This window comes from Gluconobacter sp. OJB, assembly GCF_039638275.1.
Taxonomy (GTDB): domain Bacteria; phylum Pseudomonadota; class Alphaproteobacteria; order Acetobacterales; family Acetobacteraceae; genus Gluconobacter; species Gluconobacter cerevisiae.
Genome location: NZ_JBDIWH010000002.1, coordinates 1 through 19,381 on the forward strand (window position 1 = coordinate 1; position 19,381 = coordinate 19,381).

Genomic DNA, 19,381 nt, shown 5'->3' on the forward strand with positions numbered 1-19,381 from the left:
GAGCATTGATGAGCATGGTTTTCTGCTTCACCAGCAAATCGCGACTGCTGTGCAGCATCAGGACAGACTGTTGCTCTACAGATTTGACAGGAACGAACTGCATGGTCGGTCGTGTGACGGCTTCACAAATAGCCTCGGCATCGCGAGCATCGGTTTTACCGCGTTTGAGATAAGGCTTAACGTAGTTGGGTGGCATCAGTCGGACGGTATGTCCCAGAGCTTCAAACTCGCGTGCCCAATAATGGGCTGAGCCGCACGCTTCCATGCCAATGAGGCATGGCGAAAGTTTCTGGAAAAACTTCAGGAGCTCGCCGCGTCGAACTTGGCGCTTGAGGACAGGCAATCCCTGCTGATTCACAGCATGGATTTGAAAAACAGATTTGGCGAGATCAAGACCGATAACTGCAATGTCTGTCATTGTTCTTCTCCGGATGCCCTGACTGGCAACAGCACCCTAGCACTGAAGTGAGGCATAGAGGCCGTTCACCGCATCAATCTCACTAGGCTCCTGCGTCGCCAAGTTCGACCGAGCCACAGGATCCAGCCGCCCTCAACCGGGCGTCTGGCCCCTGCGTCTCGGCCCGTCCGGGTAACGGTTCACCCGCGTTCTTTTCCGATGACGGACGGTCCTGTCTGGGTGATCTGTTCGTGAGACGGCTCCTCAACCTCCCCGGCCAGTCCTGCGGACCGTCCGGGGAGGCACGTTCCACGGCAGCGTCCTCGCATCCAGCGTTCAGTCTGACAGTCGTCGTGCCAGTCCGTAAAGCCACTGCACATCCCTCGGCGGCGGGTGTCAGGCCCGCATCTGCTGCAGGGCCGCACGCGACCCCGCATCAGCCGCAGGCCAGCCACCCTTGCTCAGGACGCTCCGGGCCTGACGGCCTGTCCCGTCGCCCGTCTTGGCCGGTGGCAGGATGGGCTCAGGAAAACGACGCAGCCCTTCCACTCTCGTCGCCGTCAATGTGCTCGCCGCACGGGCAGGATGGGTCTAGGAAAACATCAAATATTCATTGAGTAATCAACAAGTAAAACAGCTTTTTCTTGGGCTTTATTTCCTCGGAAATGGCGGTTTTCTGCCGTTTTTCGTTGACTGGCACCAAGTAAAAACCTATTATCTATTCATGGACAGAGGCAATAACGCCGAACAAGTCCAGTCGATACGTTCCCTAATTCTTGGAGGCTCTCATGGCTGGTTCCGTTAACAAAGTCATTCTCGTTGGCAACCTTGGTAAAGACCCGGAAGTCCGCAATATGCAGTCCGGGTCCAAGGTCGTGAGCTTTACCCTCGCCACGTCTGACACATGGAACGACCGCCAGAGCGGCGAACGCCGTGAGCGCACCGAATGGCACCGTGTCGTCATCTTCAATGAGCGGGCTGGTGACGTCGCAGAGCGCTTCCTCCGCAAAGGCCGCAAAGTCTATATCGAAGGCGAACTCCGCACCCGTAAATGGACAGATCAGGGCGGTCAGGAGCACTACACCACAGAGGTTGTTATTGACCGTTTCCGGGGTGAACTGGTGCTGATTGACAGCAACCGCGGAAGCGAAGGAGGCGGCTGGGGCCAATCGGATGAGGAACTGGACGATCAGGCGCCATTCTAAGGTGCGCAGTTCACTGCACGGTCCTGCCAAAGGACCGTCCCCGTTCACTCTCCTCACAGGAACCGGCGCTATGACCACCGAAGAGACTTTTCCATGATGCTGCCGACACTGCCTCCCAGACCTCCCACGTCCACGCAGCACACAACCGAGCGCGTGAAGCTTTTCGCAAGTGGCTGCCAGAGCCTTGCGCTGGCAATCCTCGGGGCGGGGATTGTGGCTCCGCTCTTCACGGGAGCGGCCGTTCCAATGTGGCAGCGTCTGGCAGCCGCGCTCGCCGCCGCCGCTTTTGAAATTGCCGCGTGGACGCTTCTGGGCTATATTCCGAACACTGAGGTCACGCCAACGGAGACCGAACATGATGAATGAGTTTTTCCCAAACCTGCTGATGATGCTCGCCGCGTTCGCAGGTGGCTGCGCTCTTTTCGGCTGGATTGCTAGCCGGTTACTCCCGACCGCCAGACCACGACAGAAGCGGCATAGTCCTTCCTGACAAAACGACACAGGCGGCCTCCGGGCCGCTTTTTTTTGTCCGCTCGTTTAGTTCAATCAGGCGGACGCGCCTCGCCGGCGCGAGTTTTGATGCCCCCAGTGCTCGCCCCCCACAGGGGGGCTGCGCCAGGACAGCAGAAAAAGCTAGACTGTGCCCATGTCACGAAACAACGCGATCCGCATCGGCGCTCTGGTCATTCAGGTGGCCGTTCTTCTCCTGATCTGGCAGGGATTTCTGCATCCAACCCGGGGAGGTCTGCTGGTGCTTGCCGTCGGGTTTGTGGCGTTTTTCCTCACGCGGGACTTTTCCGGGAAAAAAACAGGGCAGTGAGCAAAGAAAGCAAAAGAGGATTGGGGGCGGCCCTGAAGGGTTCGTTCACTCTATCTCACTAGGCTCCTGCGTCGCCAAGTTCGACCGAGCCACAGGGTCCAGCCGCCCTCAACCGGGCGTCTGGACCCTGCGTCTCGGCCCTTCCGGGTAACGGTTCACCCGCATTCTTTCCTCTGAGCGAACGGTCTCGGACTGGGTGATCGGTTCGTGAGACGGCTCCTCAACCTCCCCGGCCAGTCCTGCGGACCGTCCGGGGAGGCACGTTCCACGACAGCGTCCTCGCATCCAGCATTCAGTCTGACAGTCGCCGTGCCAGTCCGTAAAGCCTCTCCGCGACCCTCGGCGGCAGGTGTCAGGCCCGCATCTGCTGCAGGGCCGCACGCGACCCCGCATCAGCCGCAGACCAGCCACCCTTGCTCAGGACGCTCCGGGCTTGACGGCCTGTCCCGTCGACCGTCCTGGCCAGTGGCAGGATGGGCTCAGGAAAACGCCACCGTCGTTCCACTCTCGTCGCCGTCAATGTGCTCGCCGCACGGGCAGGATGGGTCTAGGAAAACGACAGGTCTTCATGAAGTAATCAAGAAATCTTTTTACTTGTCATGCAAAAATAAAGCGCGTTTTATGACGGTTTTCTGCGTTTTTTCTCTTGTAAGAAAAGGCCAAAAAGGCTATCTTTTACTTGTCGAGAGGGATTGGCCCTCAAGACAAAGCGCCCCGGTTAGTGCTGGAACACCAAGCCGGGACTTCGCTAGACTAGAAAGGTACATTTCATGTCCGACGCATCCAACACAATGTCCCAGAACGCTTCTCAGGGCAACTACTCCCCCGCCGCTGTCCGTCGCTTCAGTGAAGCCCAACGTCGCACCAAGGCTCTTGCCTCTCCGGGGCTGGCAGACATTCTCCGCCTCGTTCCGTCTGAAGACCAGATGGCAAAAATCGTGCTGGCGTTCGGTGTCGAAGCCGGTGACGTTGACGAGCTGACCGGGGCAGGGTCCAACATGGTGCGCGAGCAATACGACCTGATGTTTCCCATCCTCGTGACCTATATCCGGGGCGAGCAGAATTTCAACGGTCTGCGGATGCACCTTGACCGCGTGGTGGATGGTCTCATCCGGTCCGCCTATGGCGCCGCGAATTTCTATGAAAACCGCCGCATGATCGCCAAGGATGCCGCAGACAGCTACGCCAACGGCGACCGCGACGAAGACCGCATGGGCGTGGATGGGGCAGATAACCGCGTGGACGGCCTGCGCCGCATCGCTGCCGAAAACGGCGCGAAGGCTTACGCGCTGGCCTGCGTCGCTTCCGGCGCATGTGCCGCCTATGAGGAACTGATGGGTCAGGCGTGGAAGCCTTACACCCGCGACAATGGCCGCAGCCTCTCCCGTGACGTCGCCGCCGTTCAGGCCGACGCCATGGGCTTCTAAGTCAGGCCCGCCGCGCCCACAGGGCGCGGCCTCTTCCTGTCCCTCTGCACATCGAAGAGCGACCGGCCCCGCCCGGTCGTGGAGCCTGTCCCATGTCTCACGCACTCGCCCCCTATGTCCCCGACGCCAGCGCCAAGAGCCTCCCCCTGAGGAGGCTGGAGCACCTTGCGCGTGGCTTCGCCATCGCGGACGCCCTCATGACCTTTCTGGAAAATACCCGCTTCGATGCCAGCATTGAGAAGGCCGCAGACGACGCGCGCGCCGCTGGTGCCACCCCTGCCGAGATCCGGGCCGCCTCGAACGGCCTCGCCTGATCGGCCTCGGCCAGGTCCACACACGCAAAAGGCGGTTCCCCTGGGAGCCGCCTTTTTTGTTGTCCGGTCAGACCGCGCCAAAATGGACACAACCGCGCAAGCGCGGCTGTGACGTATGCTGCGTCAGGGCTTCGCCCTGGTGCGGGTGTGCAAGAGTCCGCTCAGGACTTTGGTAGGATCGGCGGCGGGTTGATCTGACACCATGACGCGCCCTTCGTGTCGAACGCCTGATGCTCTGCGCAATAACGGCCAACACTCGCCGCATAGCCGTCATACGTGTAGCCAGACGCAAAGCCGAGGCCCATGAGGACCGCTCCTGCAAGTGTCATCCGCACATAGGCGCGCCACCGGGCTTCCTTGTAGAACTGGCGCTCATGCGTCGGAATTTCCGTCCGCAACTGGTCGAAAACTTCCTTGCGCAGCTCCGAGGTCACGCCAGAGACGATCCGCCCGAGGGTAGCCTGCAATTCGCGGTCTCGAAACAGTTCCTGTTTCTCGACATTCCGCGCCGCGACTTCCCCCAGCTTTTCGACCTGCTGACGGCTTTCGATGAACTGGTCCCGCAGGGTAGTCTGTTCCTGCTTCGCCATCTCGATGATGTCGCGGGCTTCTCCTCTGAAATCCTGCATCTCAGAGGCACACGACAGAACAACCCGCGCAAAGGCGTCCATTCCCTTGCGTTGGGCTCTGATCCATCGCCCAAGAGGAGAATGCTCATCAATGCCATCAAGCCGGGCGGCTTCCTCCATCAGCCGACCCGCCTCGGCCAGTCCGTCAAGCGTCCCGTTGTCTGTGAGTTCACTCATGTCAGGACCTCGGTATCGTACAGGGTAACCTTCCGAAGCCCCGCCCCGGTGCCTTGTTCGATAGCCCAACTGCGGACATGCGATGCCCGAATGACCAACTGCATGCACATAAACGGTGTGGCCTCATGAATCAGGTCATCGGCCAAGGACTGGAAAAGCTCCCAGTCTTTCGACGAGAACAAAGACACATCCTGAGGGAAGGCGAGTTCAGGATTGTTCTTGTAGAGCGGGGAGGGCATCGCTCCAAAATGGCTCATCAGCGCCGCCGCATCCTTCGGGCTCGCCTCGACGTCAAACGCCGTCAGAGCCTCGGGAGGAAGATCAGGCTGGTGGGTGTAATGGCTTTCATCGCCAAAAAAGAGTGGCGTGTCCGGTGGAGCGCAGTCATCCCGGAGATCGAACGTCAAAGAAACCGGATAGACTGTTGCCATGGGCCTGCCGTGTAGTTTCATGCGCGGACGGTAGTCTGCATAATGCAACATCCCGCGCTGCCCTGACTGATCCGCGATCACCAGAAATCCACAACGGGTCGGCACGCTGTTTTTTCGAAGCGGCGGAAGCCGCTCCGTTCCATTGGGCTCCCACTCCCAGAACGATACCCCCACCGGAAACCGGATGGTGGAGAGGGAGCGGATGGTGACGCCGAGATCGGTCACATCAAGATGCTCAGCTTCCCCCACCGCATTGTAACAGACGAAGTGTTGCTCTCCGTCTGCAAGGAGGTCGAGAAATCTCCGGTTGCCAATCCCTCCAAAGGGATTGGCGCCTGTTTTCAGCCGGTCGAGCAGATCCGGCTCGGATTTGCGGCTCCGTCTCATGGCAGCCAGTCTTCGATACCTGCATCCGAGATGTTTTCCTCGATTTTCTCCAGCCAGTTTTTGACAAGCCACTGACGCATCGGACCGAGGGGCGTTCCGTCCTGTCCCGGCTTACCCGCGGCGGCGTCATGGAAAGTCAGGCCACTCGCCAGTACTTCTTTCATGCAGGATAGCTTTGGAATCCGCAGAAATTCAGTTTCCATCCCCGCCACGTTCATAAGGCGCTCATCATTCATGATCGGGTTGAAAACAGTGTCCGGCTTATGCCCGGCCGGAACGGTCCATTCGTTGAGGACGATGATGCCACGGCGGGGCCGGAACTGGCCGCTGGCCCACAGCTTTTCAAGGTAGGCGATGTCACCGGGCTGGGAGCCACACATGAACAGGCCTGTGACCGGAACACCGACGGCATCCGCCGCACCGATGATGTCATCTTCGGCGGCCCATTCCTCCAAGGTTCTGTCGCCCCCCCCGATGTCGATCATCAGGGACGACTTGCGCATGGCCGCTTCGTTGAAGCTGTTGGCAAACCATTCTTTCAGGTGGCCGGCTTCCTCGTTTGACGGGCAAGGAAGCCCGTGAGTTTTATAAATCTCTTTGAACAGGGAAATGCCGGGGTTACGAACATCTCCGTCCCCCAGAAGAAGAGGCCGCCCCTGAAAAATGGCTCGCTCCGCAAGCGGAGCGAGGCAAGTCGTTCCACCAAGATTTCCACGTCCGGCCTTGATCAGGGAGCGTAGTTCGAGAGACTTTATAATCGCTTCATGCAGCTCAGGCGTTGAAAGGCGTTTTGGTTTTTCGGTCACATTGGTTTCCTGACATTGAATGATCCGCCAAAGACGGCTCGATCATTTTCCCAGATCCCGTTGTGAGTGCAGACAGCTCAGGTGGGCGCGGATTAGCGTCCGATCTTCATTTTCAAAAGACAAAACATCGCTTTGAGAGGTTTGCTCCGTTCGCGCGGGGGGATGACCTCAATCATGGGTAGGCAGGCAAGTGCCCATTCCCGGTCTCTGTCAAAGAAGGAACGGCGCGGCAGACCCGGCATTTGTTCGAAGTCGAGTTTGCCCTCGGGAGTTCGCCCAGAAGCCTCAAGTGGCATGAGGGCTTCAAGTGGCAGATCCTTCGGCATTCCTGCGGGACGTGGACCAACATAGGGCGGTGGTAGAGGAATGTCCCGGTCCCTGCCATAGCGTGGAGCCTGCTTTCTCATGACAACAAACTCGGCCACCCGTCCGATTTTCAAGGCAGGAGCGGCCTCACGTTCTTCTGGCGGGGCGGCTTCAGTCCGTACCTGCGGGACCGTTTCAGGATACAGGACTGACCGGCTGCGATCGCGGGCGTCCTGTAACTGCTTTTCGCGAAGGTCCGCATCGGCTTCCGCTATGCGACGGTTCAGTGTCTCCCGTCCTTCAGCGTCATCCTGCTTTTGTGCCTGAGAGGCCGCTCGGGCTGCGGCACGAGCTGCCAAAGCTGTGTTGCGGGCTTCTTCTTTTTGCCTTTGCATCGCACCGACAGCCTTGCGGACACGGTACCACGTACTGCGGACAGTCGCAGGCTTTGGCGGCTCTCCATTCACATTCGTAAGGCCAGCGGATTCCGCAGCCTCGCTCATCTTCTGCCAGCGGACCTTTTTGCCCGTGATGGCCTGCGTCATCGCCTCATAGTTATTGGTCATCCACTGGAAAAGCGGAGAGTGCGCCCATGTTCCGCGCTGACAGCCCAGCAATGCGGTGAACATTGCGCCGTCGGTTCCCCCCACTGCCATCGCTGCACTCATGTCTGCGTCCTTCCTCGTTGAGCTACGCCTAGCATTACCCTCGCATCGTGTCAAAGATCGTGCCGTTATCGCTGCGCTGTCGTTCTAAGATCGAGGCAAGATCGTTGCAGGTTTTTTCTTTTTCCATACACAAATGCAAACTTTCAGTTTGCGCTTCGCGCCACCCTGCGGGTGTTGCATCCGGCGGGGCAGGGGCGGGCCGAGGCCGAAGGCATCTCGGCGCATTCTGCCCTGCCAAATATATTGTTTTGCACTACGAAATTGCGCTACGTTAACGACGTTCTGAATGTATGGAGTGTGTCATGGCATCCCCCCTTTCGATCCGTCTGGACGAGCGGCTGCGCACTGACCTGGAGCAGGAAGCAACGGCACGCGGTATCCCTCTGAGCCAGCTCATTCGTGATCTGCTGGAGACAGGGGCAAAGAGTGCGCGCCGAGACCGGATCCGCAGGGACAGTGCGCGTGTTGCCCGCTACGTCGCTGCGACGCCTTCCGCCCAGGCGCTTTTTGAAGAGGCTGGAGGAACCCATGGCTCCTGATCGGCCGGTCGCCATGGCAGCGATCTTCTCGCCTGGAGAAATTGTGCTGGCAGACTGGCGTGGAGATGCGCTGCCGAAGGAGCCCAACAAGCGTCGGCCGGCTGTTGTTGTCGAAGACGACCTCTTTCCGCCTGAATGGCCGAACGTGATGCTCGTGCCGATGACTGACGATGAGAACCTCGTCATTCCGGATCTGGCGGTACGGATCGACCCAACGGCTGATAACGGCTGCACCAAGCCCTGTTGGGCGGTCAGTGCTCTGCTCACCACCACATCCAAGCAACGTGTCACCGTGACAGGCAGCAAAGTGAGATCCGATCAGCTTGCTGCCATCAGACGTCAGATTGCGCTCCTGGTGGGATGCGACGGCTAGGCAGATAGTCTCCGAGACGATGTGGGCTCGGAGCGACAGTTTCTGTCGGCGAGCACTCACAACCACCTCGAGCAAAATGTCTCCTTTGCCCACGGAGACGATGCATGCCAGACGAAAAAGTATTTGACCTCCCGCAACCGGTAGATCGCGAAGCGCCGTTTCAGCTCCTCGTTTTGCAACGGCTGGATCAGATCGGGGAGACGCTCGCCCAAATCCACCAGATGGTCAGCCCTCCAGAGAAAGCAGAAGAAGGCGAGGGCCTGGTCGAGGTCGTCGCGCGCATGGCCCAGGCCATGGAACAGCAGGGTGCCGCTCTTGAGACAATTTCGGCGCAGCTTGGCCGGCTTGAAGCTTCCACCTTCTCTGCGTCGGCTGAAAGATGATCACTTACCGGAAGATTTCTGCGGCAGGTGCCGGCAAGCTAATCGTCGCCTATCTGAGAGAGAATCAGTCCGAGCCGGAGAAGGATGCCCGCTTTGAACGGGAACGGAGTGATCCGACCCGTGATACAGGTGACAGGCTGACAACTTACTATACCGGACGTGATGGGCGGGGAATGTGGTCGCCAGATATAGGCCCCCGGATCGCTGATGCGCTCGGCATTGACGTCATGAAGGTGCCGACAGACCAGGCGCTGGCCAATCTGTTCGAAGCGAAGCGCGCTGACACAGGTGAAAAATGGGCCAACACAGGCCGGAAGCGTGAGCACTCGGCCATCGACTTCACAGCGTCACCCGATAAATCAGTGACGCTTGCCGCTGAATTTGCGTCGACGGATGCCGAGCGGGCGCTCATCTGGAGCGCAATTCACAAGGCCAACGACAAGGCTATGGCGTTTATTGCCAAAGAGGTTGGCGTGGCGCGCAGAGGGTCAGGAAAGACAGCCACGCTGGAACGGGGGGAAGTCGCGTGGGTATCGTTCCGGCACTACACGGCACGACCGGTCATGAAGATTCAGGATGGCGCAAAAGGCCCCACGGCGGCGGTGGAAGTTCCGGTGCCGGGGGATCCACAGGCGCATATTCACAATCTGCTTTTGAATGCCGTGGCGACCGAAAGCGGCCATTTGGGTTCGCTGGACAGTGCTCGCATTACCAGTGCGACGTCTTTCATGTTCGGGGCGTATTTCCAGGCGGAACTTGCAAGCGAACTTCGCAAGCTCGGTATCGCGGTGCATGTCGACGAGAGCGGCCGCGCAATCGCGATTGATGGTGTGCCGAGAGAAGCCTGTGAGCTTTTTTCAAAGCGGCATTCCCAGGCGGAGAAAATGGGAAAAGCCTATGCCAAACGGCAGGGCCTAGACTGGAACGATCTGTCGGCCGAGCGGAAGTTTTCAATCCTTCACAACGCAAATCTCGCTTACCGCTCAAAGAAGTACAATGGCAGCAACGACAGGGAGTTCTGGCTTGAGCAGGCTCACGACATCGGGTGGTATCACGATACTGTCCTGACCAATGAGAAAGTCCAGCCATTAGGGCGCGCTGAGCGCTACGAACTGGCTTATGCGATTGCGGCGAAGAAATTGGCTGAGGAGTTTCGGACAGCTGCTGTTCTCGACCGGGACACGTTCCGGACCCATGCCGCACGGGGTCTCATTGCGGCTGGCATTGAAGGCATGCAGGACGTCGAGCGGATTGCCGATTTGATCCAGGAGCGCGGCATTGAGATCGACGGCCAACAGGTTCGCTTTCTGGAGCGCGAGCAGGACGGCCGCCTCCGGGTCGCGACAAGTGCCCAGATCGCCCTCGAAAAGGACATGGCCCGTCTTGCCGGCCTGTCGGCGCGCACGCGGGACGGTGCGCTCAGTGACGAGCAGATCGCCGCAGCCGTCGCCCGGTCGGGTCTCGACTTCACGCGCGAGCCGGCCCACGGCGCCGCGCAGCTTGCGGCCATCAATGCGCTTGGTCAGGCGGGCGGTCTAGGCTTCCTGATCGGTGTCGCGGGCTCCGGCAAAACGACGCTTCTGAAGCCTCTGGTCGATGCCTGGCAAGAGGATGGTCGCACCGTCATTGGCGCGGCCATTGCCTGGCGTCAGGCCGATGCGCTGAAGGATGCGGGCATTTCCCAGACCTACGCGATGACACCGCTCCTGGACGGTCTGGCGCAGGGGAAGATCGAGCTCGATCGCCAGTCGGTTCTGGTCCTTGATGAAGTCAGTCAGGTCTCCCCGCGTCAGCTGCTTGAGATCCTCCAGCTTCAGCAGGAAAAGGGGTTTGCCCTTCGGGTGGTGGGCGACCGGGAACAGGCCCAGGCGATCGAGGCCGGTGACGCTGTGGAACTGCTTTTGCGTGTTATGCCCAAAGAAGCGCGTCCGGAGCTGTTGAGCACGATCCGCCAGAAGTCCGCGCGTGGTCGGCAGATCGCCAGCATGTTCCGCAGTCCCGGCCGCGATCTAAGCCAGACCGAGGACGAACAGAAGAAAGCCGATATTGCCCGGGCGCGTGAAGCCATCGATATGAAGCGCAAGGACGGCACAATCCGACTTGTGGGGGGCGACCATGACCAGGTTGTTGAGCAGATCGCTGACCTGTATCTTCGCCGCCGCGATATGCTGACGCAGGCCGGATCGGAGCGGGGTATCACCATGTCGGCGCCAACGAACGAAGACGTCATGGATCTCAGTCGTGCCGTCCGGGACCGGCTGCGCAAGCGTGGCGAGATCGGGCAGGAGGAGATCGTCAAGGCCGCGATCGATCAGCGTGGCGTCACCTATGAGCTGCCTCTCGCTGTCGGTGACAGGGTTCGGCTGTTTGCGAAAACGAGTGTCCGGATGGACACGGCCCATGGGCGCCGCTGGCGTGATCTGGGTTCGAATGGCGACTTCACGACCGTCAAAGGCTGGTCCGATGAGGGGCTGGTGTTACAGAATGCGAAGGGACGGGAAGGGCTGGTGCCCTGGACCCGGCTGGCCGACCCGAAGACCGGACGCGTCCGTCTTGGCTTTGGTCATGCCATGACGGTCGATGCGGCGCAGGGTGTGACGTCCGATGAGCATATCAACGCCATGCCGCGTGGATCTTCGGCCATGACCGGCTTTACCTCCTATGTTGCCGAAAGCCGGCATGTTCATCGTTGCTGGACGGCCGTGTCGGAAGGGTCTCTCCGGGAGGCCGAGACGTTTTCGCGGGCTCTGGGTGACATCCGGCCGGTGACGGTCAACGATCTGTATGACCGTCTGGCGTCGGACATGGGGCGTCATCCCTACAAGTCGCTGGCCGTCGATCTGGCAAAAGCCCGTCTTGCGCACGAAGAAGCCAATACGCGCTGGATCCGGCAGAACCACGTCAATGAGCGGACCCGGCAGAAGGGGCAGTCACCGGGCGGTCAGGTTCGACGGCAGGTTGAGGAAGCCCCGATCCGGGATGTCCCGCGCGCGCAGTGGGACGATGTCAGTCGCAAGCTGCGCAAGGCCGGCTATGCCGCGCAGGACGCCCTGAATGCAGCGCGGCGGGTTGAAGATCTGCAGGAACGTCGGAGGACGCAACAGGCCAAAGACCGGCTGCAGCGGGCTCGCGCCGCCGCACAGGCAGAAGAGCGGGAGCGCGATCGCACGCGGGTTCGTGGCGCAGGCCGGGGGATGTAGGTTTGAAGAAGGAGGCGGCACGGCACATGCCGCCTCAGGTGCTATGCGAGTTCTTTGCCACGCGCATAGAGATTCAGGGCGTGCGTGACTGCCTCGACGGCCGCCCGCTCATCCAGTCCAAGCGCCGTCTCGAACGTCACCAGCTCGGTCAGGAGTGCTCGGTCAAGATCCGGATGAAGTGATTCCGTCGTGCGGGGCAACTGAGCGGACGGAGGAACGAGGGTCTCAAACAGCTTTGCAAAAGGTTTGTCTTCTGCCGAAGTCTCGTCAGAAAAAAGCAGGTTCAGGAGTTCCTGCGCGTCCTGTAGGGGCGTGCCTTCCGTATTGAGAACGACGCCGAGCCGCTGATACAGATCTCCCAGAACTCCGGTCAACGGCCGGAGATCGCCCTTTTCGATCCGATCGCGCCCCTCCTGAAGACGCCGAGCCACGTCATCTGCTTCCGTGGTCGGTTCCTCCGAGACAGGAGCTTCAAGAGCGGGAGCCGCTGAAACTGTGGGGAACACCCTGTTCACGCCCTCTGGCTTGATGCCGGCATAGAACAGTCGCGTGTAGATGCGCTTTCCTCGGAAGAGAATGATCGCCTGCCCCTGTCGGAGGTTCTGCACATCGCTCCAGGAGATCCGCTTGACGTCCCGGATGTCTGCGCGCTGCTGGTCCGCATAGACGCCCAGAGGGTTGGAACTGTCGAAGCCGGGGAGGACGCTGACAGGCATCGTTCCACCTGACTGTTCGATCCACTCCCGGGTTGGACCAGAATCCTCGATATTTTCAAAGATCTTCAGCTTGGGATTGCCGAGAAGCGGAACGGTCAAATCCTTACCGAGCGTGGCGTAGAGGGTACCCACTTCCTGAAACGAGATCAGCAGGGAAATGTTCAGCTCGCGACCCAACGCCATCATGGCGTCGATCCCGCGTGTCGCGAACTGACCGACTTCGTCCAGAACCAGAGGATAGGGCACCGTGGAGGACGACGCGCGATTCACGACGCGGTCCTCATAGTCGCCCTCAATCGAGGTGCCGAGTGCCGCCGCAAGTGCGTAACGAAGCGCCGTGATGACGGCCTTGCCCAGGGCAGCGTTCGTGTCCGGGTGGTTTTCGAGCGAGGGGAGAAGAACGACCAGGATGCGCCGATTGAAGATGACGTCCCGGAAGTCCACATCGCCGATATTGCACCGGAAGATATGCCCCAGCGTGGAACTCATCTGGGTAAAGGTTTTGCCGAAGCCACCCACCACATAGGAATGCTGCTCGCGAACCTTGTCCTGGTCTCCCACGCTTTTGGTGTTCGAAAAGCCACCCGTCTCTGTCACGTAGTCGCGGACCGGGTTCAGCAGGGTCCGGTCAAACTCGGGCGGCAGTTCGACTTTTCGCGTCTCAGCTGCATCCGCATCATAGTAGGTGAAGATCTGATCCTGGTAGAGATCGCGCAGTTTCACGATGTCAGAGAACATCGTGCGGATCGTCTCGGACATGATCGGAATGCCAAGGTTGTCCCGGACCCAGACGAAGACATAGGACATGCCGCGAATAAGCGCTTCGGCCCTGTCGCGGAAATGCGCGGAGTTACCCCCTCCGCCTTTTTTGTCTTCCGGCAGAAAGAGCGTGAGCAGAAGCTCGGTCATGCCCTCAGCATTGACAGAGGAAAAGGGGTTCCAGGTGTTGGTCTTCCTGTCGCCGGCTGACACCATCATATTGATGAAGCGCAGGTCTGCCTCTCGGCCCCATCGTCTCGCCATGGCTGCAACGGAGAAGGCAAGGTTGTTTGAGGCTTTGCCGTCGACAATCGTAAACCCGCCGCCCTGTGCCAGGGCATTGCACAGAAGACTGTAAATGAACTGCGTTTTGCCGGACCCGGTGGAGCCGGGCAGAATGGCATGCATCGTCATATCATTGCCGGACAGCCAGACCTGTTGGGCCGTGACTTCATCCCAGCCTATCAGCCAGTCTCCAGAAGGCTTGCCCGGGATTTCGACGCCAGGTCGTTTTGGGTCCGGCTGAGGATTGCCGTAGTCCTTTCCCTTTGCGTTGGCCGGCAAGCGAAGAGGCAACGTCACCGGCCGCGTCAGGACATAGCCGGCATAGGCGACGGCCAATGGTACGATGGCGGTTGTCAGCGCGGGAACAGTGACGGCCACGCCGGCTATTGCAACGAGCCCGATGGACGAGAGCCCGGATCGCAGGATTTCCGCGACCTGGTGAGGAACGCTTCGGGTGTCGCGGAATGCCAGCCCACCCTTTTGTTCGTGAAAATCCTGCGGACCGTCTATGCGGCGTCTGATCGTCGCCATGATTATTCCAGCCCGAACGCTGCGTTGGGTACCGGGGCGGCTTCAGGCGCGGCGGGGATGGAACGGCGTGTCGCGGATTCAGGGGCGCGGAGTAGCGGCATCTGCAAGGTGTCGGTTGTATGTGGACCACTGCTTTTCGCGGGCGACCACAGCCGGTGGCCAACAGCGGCACCGAGAACAATCAGGCAGACGCCAGCGATCATCGGAAGGGGGATACGTCTGGCTCTTTGTGGTTGCCGTTCAGTGGCGATCTCTTCTACCGGGAGGGCGCGCGGACTGTCAGCCCCCTCTGAAAGCGTGTCGTGGTCGAGAACGATGATGGTCCGTTCCCCTTCACGACGAATAGAAACAGACTGTGTGTCAGGTGGAACGGAAATGATCATCGCGGACCTCAGCAAGTTAGACGCCTGTGCAGTATCTGACAGGCGTTTGTGAGTGCGGATCAGCCCGTGACCGTTTGTGTGTAGGTCGTCAGAGCTTCGAGGGTGATGCGTCCTTCAGCATCGGCAATGGTTCTGAGCACAGCGTTGAGCGCCAGAAGAGCGATCGACAGCGGGACGTGGTAGAGCCCCGTCAGTGTGTAGCCCGTCACGCTTAGTGTGTCTGGCTCGAGCTTGAGGCCGAAGCCGGCTCCTTTTGTTTCAGATCTCCAGAACTCCTCAGCGAGCCGGAGCAATACCGGCAGAAGCACGTTTGTCTGGGCAACACGCCACGCCGGCAGGGCACCCACACCTGGGATGCCCGTCTCGAAGCGGTATCCCTGCGTCTCAATCAGGGTCGTGCAGCACCGCACCAGGTCATCAAGATCGCTCATGCGTAATCACGCTTTTTCCAGGAGGGAAGACGAGGGCGAACCGGGCCATACAGAATGACCCGGAGCATGCGCACGGCCACGGGAAGCGTCAGGCCGAGCCATGCCAGAATGCTGAAGAACAGGACCCCGATTATGGCAAGGATAAACGTCCATTCGCGCATGTGAGCGATCCACAGAGCGAACGGCGCAAGCGCACGGGCGTCGATAATGAGAAGGCGGACCGGGTCCGCGGTAAAGCGCCACATCAGTTTTCTTCCTTCATGGCAGCGGCGGCGACGGCTTCTGTGATTCTGCCCTGCTTCACAGCCGCAGCGATGGATTGAGCGAAAGTCTGTCCGTGCTCTTCGACAGCGGCCTGCGTGATGTTCGGCCAGCGATCCCGCGGGGCATCCAGCAGGCGGGTTCGAATGGCGCGGGTCACGGGCAGGAACTCCCGAATGGGTGTCCTCTTGCCGTCGGTCGACTTCAGCAGCCTCTGGTTCACCAGAAGACGGAGGTTCTCGACGAACGAAATTGTCAGGCTGTCCCGCTGATCAGCGGGGCAGAGCGCCTGAACACGTCGGACAGTGGAAGAGCAGCTGTTCGTATGAAGAGAGCTCAGGAGGCGATGGCCAGAGATCCCGGCCTGGATCGACGCTTCCATGGTCTGGGGATCACGGCACTCGCCCACGACGATGTCGGTTGGCTCGCGACGCATGGACGCGCGGACAAATTCGGAAAAACTCCGGAGGTTCCGGGGAATCTCGAGTTGCGTGACCGCTGAGTTGCGACGTTCGACGCGATCATAGAGGATCTCAAGGGGGGCTGACGCTTCGATCAGGTTGCAGTGGATATCCGGATCTTCAAGTCGGGCCCGGTTGATGCCGCCAATCAGCGTTGATTTCCCTGAGCCCGTGGCGCCGCAGATCAGGAAAATGCCCTGTTCTCCATGGAGCGCGTCCAGCAGTTGAGGCTCTACGTGCTGGTCCTCCAGCGGGCGGGGGATGTCAACCAGGGGCCGGAAGGTCAGCGAAATGCCCGCATCCGCCCCGACCTGCGAGCTGACGGCATTCAGCCGAAAGGGATATCGCCTTTTTTTGCGATCAGGCCAGATTGTATGCCCGACGTCGATCGGATCACCGTTTTTGAGGTTGGTTACTCCCGTCGCTGACCGGAAGATGTAGTTGACCGCATCCTCGACTTCCCCTGGCAGACTGCCATCACGCGTGACCTGATGGTTTTCGCCATGGAGGCGCACCATCACGGGCGTATCTGTCTGGATTTCGATCCGGGAGCACTCGGCCTCGGAACACCAGATCAGGAACTGGTCCAGCGTATTGCCCCGCAAGGGCTCCCCGTCGTGTGGCCATAGCATGCTCACCGTGCCTTGTTCCCAAGACGGTTCAGTGTTTCGAACTCATGGATCACTCTCTGGTGTGTCCGGACCAGATCCTTGGGAAAGCTCTCGCGGTCTTCTCCGGGCGACACCCCACCCAGCAGCGCGTTCATGTAACGCGAAATTGGTTCAAGAAGGGACACAGGAGCCGTGGAAACGTCGTACCCGTAAAAGGTCTTGCGAGACGCTGCATGTTCGAGCTGAACAAGCGTCAGTGTCATCGCCCGGTCGAGCTGAAGGGCTGGTACGGCATAATGCTCTGCCACCCAGTCCCGGAGCGTGTAAGCCGCAATGCGCGCACGGATGAAATCAGGCATGAGGTTAAAAATTACGGAATCAGTCATGGTCTGCCGAAAGTCTTGAGAAGGCTGGAGATCTGGGGTGTCGTCAGAGGGCGTCCGGCAAGGCACTCTGCTTTCCAGTGTGCCAGTGCTGCTGCCGCTTCCGGGCAGGAGGCAATCGCCATGACATAAGGTGGGAGTCCGTCACGCGGATAGGACGCTGCGGAGAGAACGAGCCAGAGGTCGCGGTCCAGGAACTGGATGGCTGCGAAAAGCCCTGGGTTGACGACGCCGGCCTTGAGGCGTGCCTCCTGGAGAAGCGACAGGAGTGCTGGTCGCGTAAAGGCATGTTGCTCAGCGATCTTCAGCGTCGAGCGGAAGCTCTCCTTCTTCAGCTGCTTATCAAGGGTAGCCACAAAGGATTTCGACACTTTCGCGAAGTTTGATGGCGCTCCGTCTTTCAAAGTGCCTTTCAGCTGCACAGAGAGGTTCTCCAGGACACTCTGTGCCTCATCTTTCCGGCGTTGGATGAAGAACGAGAAAGCGACGAACAAGCATTTTTCAGCGACCGACGCCTCCAGGGGCCCGCGCCAGGGACGACCAAGTTGCGCCTCCAGCGCCTGAAGAGTTGTCTCACGGAGCTGGGCAGCTGAGTTGCCTCGCACGTATCGTGCGCGCCATTCTTCAAGGTTCAGCGCAGGATCGAGAGGCGCCAATGGCGCTTCAGGAGGTGAGGGGCGCACCAGCTTCAACCCTTTGCCAAGCCACGCTGCGCCCAAGGGGTGGATCTCCGCGAGTGCTTTCTGCATGCCCTCGAGACCGAACCGTTTGCGGTGACGTTCCAGCGGCGCGCGGGTCAGGCAGAGGGCGGCGAGAATGACAAGCAGAACAAGAGCGGGCCATCGGAGCACTGACCCTGTCAGCGTGCAAAGTTCCCAGAGTGTCGATGCAGAGACACGCTCAGGGACGGCGTCCCCAAGATTGACAAGGACCGCATCATAACGGTGCGTGAACAGTCCAATCAGCCTCAGCTCATAGCCCTGCACGAAGAGGACGGCTTCGACGATCTGGGTATGGAACTTCAACCAGAGCAGGAACGAAAACAGAGCAATGCCGACGCAGACGCCGATCAGCAGGCTGGCAATGCGCTCGGGATCGTGGGATCGCGTGTTGGGAGCCGGGTTAACGGGCATTACTGACCTCCTTCTGAAACGTGCCAGTGCGCGCGGTTCGCATCGAGACCAGGCTGACTGCGGATGCGAAGCTCCCGGTCATCGAGACGCATCAGATCTGCGCCGCCCTGTACGTCGCGGTGCAGCTGGGAAACCTCCGGGGCTGCCACCTTTCCGGCCCTTAACAGAACCCTGTAACGGGCCATGCCCATGACATCGCGTTCCATGCGCGACAGATCATCGAGAAAGATCTCGACTGCCTGCCGTTGTCCGGCTGCCCAGCCATACGCCACCCCGGATCTCCACACCTCAACTTCATGCGGTGTGCGTGGCCGGACCGCGTCGGCTGGCGGGGAAGGGGGGGAGACAGTGCGGACAAGCCATGTGCGCCATTGCGGTACTGCCGTCACAAGCTGCGCGCGGCGCGTAATCTGATAAATCGTGCCTGTTTCACGGGCTGTCTGGCCACTTGGATCGAGAGCGACCGCCATTTGCGCCTCCGTGACAACGGGCGGTCGGATAAGGGTCTGACCGTTGCCGGCGGGGAGCACCAGCGTGCGGAAATCCACCTTTTGGTCCAGAACATGGGAATATCGGCGCAGGAGTTCATTGATCGCGTAGGACTCTGCGGCTCGTCCACCCTGAGCGCCATAGGCCCACGCCGCACTGCGCACGGCGCTGTCGCGCCCATTCCCGCTTTCCTGTTTGGGAGAGTAGCCGGGACGCACGGCCATCATCGCCTCGAGCGACGACGGCCTGTCCACGTCAGGGATATCCGGGGCTTCGGCTGCCCCGGTGACAGGCGTATCGATTGCATCGCCCGCTTCCGGGTTGCCGTCGGGTATCTCCGGGACAGGAAGATCCTGAGGGGGCTCAGCGTGTGCAGAGGCGCTGTACGCACAGAGTGATGCCGCAAGGAGGGCTGCCCGACAGGCAGAGTGCCGAGGCTTACGCATTCCAGGTAATCCTTATGACGTGGTGAGGGATATCAACCCAGATGTCGGCATGACCGGATGATGCGGCAGCCATCTCGTCCAGCAGGCGACCGAACGTGGTCGTCTTCTGATTTACTTCTATGATCGGCGGTGCGGCGCATGGCGGGATATCGGTCTGATAGCCGACCCGCGTGGCAATCAGCCGGATGCCCTCATCGAGCGGTCCCTGCCACTGCCATCTGACAGGTCGGTTCATCTCGGCCGGAAGAACGGAGCCCGCCCGTACCAGAGGAAAACGGACGGCACCAATCTGGTCGAGTGCGGACAGAATATGATTCATGTCCTGATCGTAGGGATGCACAGGCGCAGCGGCCTGTTTGCTGCAGGCACAGAGTCCTGACAGCAGCAGAAGGGTAAGGCCGAAGGGTCGGCAGAGAGGGATTTGCCACAT

General features: G+C 60.0%; 24 protein-coding genes and 1 pseudogene. 9 read left to right on the forward strand and 16 right to left on the reverse strand.

Annotation, left to right across the window (positions count from 1 at the left end; all coding sequences use genetic code 11):
• Together ABDK74_RS13175 and ABDK74_RS13180 are read right to left on the reverse strand one after the other, a co-directional pair.
• Positions 1-418: IS110 family transposase (locus ABDK74_RS13175; protein WP_346004239.1), on the reverse strand; the 418-nt coding region annotated here is incomplete at its 3' end.
• A gap of 375 nt (positions 419-793) precedes the next feature.
• On the reverse strand, positions 794-961 hold the full coding sequence (locus ABDK74_RS13180; protein WP_155723042.1) for a hypothetical protein: 168 nt from the start codon (positions 959-961) through the stop codon (positions 794-796).
• A gap of 224 nt (positions 962-1,185) precedes the next feature.
• Here ABDK74_RS13180 and ssb point away from each other — a divergent pair.
• The 3 genes and pseudogenes from ssb to ABDK74_RS13195 form a co-directional block, all read left to right on the forward strand.
• Positions 1,186-1,563: pseudogene (gene ssb / locus ABDK74_RS13185) on the forward strand (single-stranded DNA-binding protein); the annotation flags it as partial.
• A gap of 132 nt (positions 1,564-1,695) precedes the next feature.
• Positions 1,696-1,968, forward strand: a complete 273-nt coding sequence (locus ABDK74_RS13190; RefSeq protein WP_024717183.1) for a hypothetical protein — start codon at positions 1,696-1,698, stop codon at positions 1,966-1,968.
• Positions 1,969-2,248: 280 nt separating this feature from the next.
• Positions 2,249-2,422, forward strand: coding sequence for a hypothetical protein (locus ABDK74_RS13195; protein ID WP_346004241.1), 174 nt, complete (start codon positions 2,249-2,251; stop codon positions 2,420-2,422).
• Positions 2,423-2,774: 352 nt separating this feature from the next.
• Here the strand turns inward: ABDK74_RS13195 and ABDK74_RS13200 are convergent, their stop codons facing one another.
• On the reverse strand, positions 2,775-2,942 hold the full coding sequence (locus ABDK74_RS13200; RefSeq protein WP_346004242.1) for a hypothetical protein: 168 nt from the start codon (positions 2,940-2,942) through the stop codon (positions 2,775-2,777).
• A gap of 250 nt (positions 2,943-3,192) precedes the next feature.
• Here ABDK74_RS13200 and ABDK74_RS13205 point away from each other — a divergent pair, with 250 nt between their 5' ends.
• Together ABDK74_RS13205 and ABDK74_RS13210 are read left to right on the forward strand one after the other, a co-directional pair.
• A complete protein-coding gene (locus ABDK74_RS13205) occupies positions 3,193-3,849 on the forward strand; it encodes a hypothetical protein (RefSeq protein ID WP_346004243.1) in 657 nt (218 codons plus the stop codon).
• A gap of 92 nt (positions 3,850-3,941) precedes the next feature.
• Positions 3,942-4,163, forward strand: a complete 222-nt coding sequence (locus tag ABDK74_RS13210) for a hypothetical protein (RefSeq protein ID WP_346004244.1) — start codon at positions 3,942-3,944, stop codon at positions 4,161-4,163.
• 161 nt (positions 4,164-4,324) lie between these two features.
• Here ABDK74_RS13210 and ABDK74_RS13215 read toward each other — a convergent pair whose 3' ends face one another.
• The 4 genes from ABDK74_RS13215 to ABDK74_RS13230 form a co-directional block, all read right to left on the reverse strand.
• A complete protein-coding gene (locus tag ABDK74_RS13215; RefSeq protein ID WP_346004245.1) occupies positions 4,325-4,969 on the reverse strand; it encodes a hypothetical protein in 645 nt (214 codons plus the stop codon).
• The gene (locus ABDK74_RS13220) at positions 4,966-5,787 is read right to left on the reverse strand and encodes a hypothetical protein (protein WP_064275695.1); all 822 of its coding nucleotides are present in this window, start codon (positions 5,785-5,787) and stop codon (positions 4,966-4,968) included. Before ABDK74_RS13220 ends, ABDK74_RS13215 begins: the two co-directional genes overlap by 4 nt.
• The gene (locus tag ABDK74_RS13225) at positions 5,784-6,593 is read right to left on the reverse strand and encodes a hypothetical protein (RefSeq protein ID WP_346004246.1); all 810 of its coding nucleotides are present in this window, start codon (positions 6,591-6,593) and stop codon (positions 5,784-5,786) included. The genes ABDK74_RS13220 and ABDK74_RS13225 overlap by 4 nt, the downstream gene beginning before the upstream one ends.
• Before the next feature lie 92 nt (positions 6,594-6,685).
• A complete protein-coding gene (locus tag ABDK74_RS13230; RefSeq protein WP_346004247.1) occupies positions 6,686-7,567 on the reverse strand; it encodes a hypothetical protein in 882 nt (293 codons plus the stop codon).
• Positions 7,568-7,869: 302 nt separating this feature from the next.
• On the opposite strand from ABDK74_RS13230, the gene ABDK74_RS13235 reads away from it, so the two are divergent.
• From ABDK74_RS13235 to mobF, 4 genes are all read left to right on the forward strand, one after another.
• Entirely contained in the window at positions 7,870-8,106 is a 237-nt protein-coding gene (locus ABDK74_RS13235) for a BrnA antitoxin family protein (protein WP_231100982.1), read from the forward strand.
• The gene (locus ABDK74_RS13240; protein WP_346004248.1) at positions 8,096-8,479 is read left to right on the forward strand and encodes a type II toxin-antitoxin system PemK/MazF family toxin; all 384 of its coding nucleotides are present in this window, start codon (positions 8,096-8,098) and stop codon (positions 8,477-8,479) included. Before ABDK74_RS13235 ends, ABDK74_RS13240 begins: the two co-directional genes overlap by 11 nt.
• Before the next feature lie 104 nt (positions 8,480-8,583).
• Entirely contained in the window at positions 8,584-8,862 is a 279-nt protein-coding gene (locus tag ABDK74_RS13245; RefSeq protein WP_346004249.1) for a hypothetical protein, read from the forward strand.
• Positions 8,859-12,062 carry a MobF family relaxase gene (gene mobF / locus ABDK74_RS13250; RefSeq protein ID WP_346004250.1) on the forward strand — a complete coding sequence of 1,068 codons (3,204 nt, stop codon included), beginning with the start codon at positions 8,859-8,861 and terminating at the stop codon, positions 12,060-12,062. The genes ABDK74_RS13245 and mobF overlap by 4 nt, the downstream gene beginning before the upstream one ends.
• Positions 12,063-12,103: 41 nt before the next feature.
• Here the strand turns inward: mobF and ABDK74_RS13255 are convergent, their stop codons facing one another.
• From ABDK74_RS13255 to ABDK74_RS13295, 9 genes are read right to left on the reverse strand one after another with little or no spacing between them, the layout of a single operon-like run.
• The gene (locus tag ABDK74_RS13255) at positions 12,104-14,353 is read right to left on the reverse strand and encodes a type IV secretion protein DotL (protein WP_346004251.1); all 2,250 of its coding nucleotides are present in this window, start codon (positions 14,351-14,353) and stop codon (positions 12,104-12,106) included.
• Positions 14,354-14,355: 2 nt separating this feature from the next.
• Positions 14,356-14,736 carry a hypothetical protein gene (locus ABDK74_RS13260; protein ID WP_346004252.1) on the reverse strand — a complete coding sequence of 127 codons (381 nt, stop codon included), beginning with the start codon at positions 14,734-14,736 and terminating at the stop codon, positions 14,356-14,358.
• Positions 14,737-14,795: 59 nt separating this feature from the next.
• Complete coding sequence (locus tag ABDK74_RS13265) at positions 14,796-15,167, reverse strand: hypothetical protein (protein ID WP_023945843.1); 372 nt, start codon at positions 15,165-15,167, stop codon at positions 14,796-14,798.
• Positions 15,164-15,412, reverse strand: a complete 249-nt coding sequence (gene icmT, locus ABDK74_RS13270) for an IcmT/TraK family protein (protein WP_023945842.1) — start codon at positions 15,410-15,412, stop codon at positions 15,164-15,166. The genes ABDK74_RS13265 and icmT overlap by 4 nt, the downstream gene beginning before the upstream one ends.
• Positions 15,412-16,521 carry a type IV pilus twitching motility protein PilT gene (locus ABDK74_RS13275; protein ID WP_234781720.1) on the reverse strand — a complete coding sequence of 370 codons (1,110 nt, stop codon included), beginning with the start codon at positions 16,519-16,521 and terminating at the stop codon, positions 15,412-15,414. The genes icmT and ABDK74_RS13275 overlap by 1 nt, the downstream gene beginning before the upstream one ends.
• A gap of 2 nt (positions 16,522-16,523) precedes the next feature.
• The gene (locus ABDK74_RS13280; protein WP_232309291.1) at positions 16,524-16,886 is read right to left on the reverse strand and encodes a hypothetical protein; all 363 of its coding nucleotides are present in this window, start codon (positions 16,884-16,886) and stop codon (positions 16,524-16,526) included.
• Positions 16,883-18,016 carry a hypothetical protein gene (locus tag ABDK74_RS13285; protein WP_061929010.1) on the reverse strand — a complete coding sequence of 378 codons (1,134 nt, stop codon included), beginning with the start codon at positions 18,014-18,016 and terminating at the stop codon, positions 16,883-16,885. The genes ABDK74_RS13280 and ABDK74_RS13285 overlap by 4 nt, the downstream gene beginning before the upstream one ends.
• A complete protein-coding gene (locus ABDK74_RS13290; protein ID WP_061929012.1) occupies positions 18,016-18,951 on the reverse strand; it encodes a type IV secretion system DotC family protein in 936 nt (311 codons plus the stop codon). Before ABDK74_RS13290 ends, ABDK74_RS13285 begins: the two co-directional genes overlap by 1 nt.
• Positions 18,944-19,381 carry a DotD/TraH family lipoprotein gene (locus ABDK74_RS13295; RefSeq protein ID WP_346004253.1) on the reverse strand — a complete coding sequence of 146 codons (438 nt, stop codon included), beginning with the start codon at positions 19,379-19,381 and terminating at the stop codon, positions 18,944-18,946. The genes ABDK74_RS13290 and ABDK74_RS13295 overlap by 8 nt, the downstream gene beginning before the upstream one ends.

Coding starts and splice junctions, on each gene's coding strand:
- ABDK74_RS13190 (WP_024717183.1), top strand. CDS start 1,696: ATGATGCTGCCGACACTGCCTCCCAGACCTCCCACGTCCACGCAGCAC.
- ABDK74_RS13195 (WP_346004241.1), top strand. CDS start 2,249: ATGTCACGAAACAACGCGATCCGCATCGGCGCTCTGGTCATTCAGGTG.
- ABDK74_RS13205 (WP_346004243.1), top strand. CDS start 3,193: ATGTCCGACGCATCCAACACAATGTCCCAGAACGCTTCTCAGGGCAAC.
- ABDK74_RS13210 (WP_346004244.1), top strand. CDS start 3,942: ATGTCTCACGCACTCGCCCCCTATGTCCCCGACGCCAGCGCCAAGAGC.
- ABDK74_RS13215 (WP_346004245.1), bottom strand. CDS start 4,969: ATGAGTGAACTCACAGACAACGGGACGCTTGACGGACTGGCCGAGGCG.
- ABDK74_RS13220 (WP_064275695.1), bottom strand. CDS start 5,787: ATGAGACGGAGCCGCAAATCCGAGCCGGATCTGCTCGACCGGCTGAAA.
- ABDK74_RS13230 (WP_346004247.1), bottom strand. CDS start 7,567: ATGAGTGCAGCGATGGCAGTGGGGGGAACCGACGGCGCAATGTTCACC.
- ABDK74_RS13235 (WP_231100982.1), top strand. CDS start 7,870: ATGGCATCCCCCCTTTCGATCCGTCTGGACGAGCGGCTGCGCACTGAC.
- ABDK74_RS13240 (WP_346004248.1), top strand. CDS start 8,096: ATGGCTCCTGATCGGCCGGTCGCCATGGCAGCGATCTTCTCGCCTGGA.
- ABDK74_RS13245 (WP_346004249.1), top strand. CDS start 8,584: ATGCCAGACGAAAAAGTATTTGACCTCCCGCAACCGGTAGATCGCGAA.
- mobF (WP_346004250.1), top strand. CDS start 8,859: ATGATCACTTACCGGAAGATTTCTGCGGCAGGTGCCGGCAAGCTAATC.
- ABDK74_RS13255 (WP_346004251.1), bottom strand. CDS start 14,353: ATGGCGACGATCAGACGCCGCATAGACGGTCCGCAGGATTTTCACGAA.
- ABDK74_RS13260 (WP_346004252.1), bottom strand. CDS start 14,736: ATGATCATTTCCGTTCCACCTGACACACAGTCTGTTTCTATTCGTCGT.
- ABDK74_RS13265 (WP_023945843.1), bottom strand. CDS start 15,167: ATGAGCGATCTTGATGACCTGGTGCGGTGCTGCACGACCCTGATTGAG.
- icmT (WP_023945842.1), bottom strand. CDS start 15,412: ATGTGGCGCTTTACCGCGGACCCGGTCCGCCTTCTCATTATCGACGCC.
- ABDK74_RS13275 (WP_234781720.1), bottom strand. CDS start 16,521: ATGCTATGGCCACACGACGGGGAGCCCTTGCGGGGCAATACGCTGGAC.
- ABDK74_RS13280 (WP_232309291.1), bottom strand. CDS start 16,886: ATGACTGATTCCGTAATTTTTAACCTCATGCCTGATTTCATCCGTGCG.
- ABDK74_RS13285 (WP_061929010.1), bottom strand. CDS start 18,016: ATGCCCGTTAACCCGGCTCCCAACACGCGATCCCACGATCCCGAGCGC.
- ABDK74_RS13290 (WP_061929012.1), bottom strand. CDS start 18,951: ATGCGTAAGCCTCGGCACTCTGCCTGTCGGGCAGCCCTCCTTGCGGCA.
- ABDK74_RS13295 (WP_346004253.1), bottom strand. CDS start 19,381: ATGTGGCAAATCCCTCTCTGCCGACCCTTCGGCCTTACCCTTCTGCTG.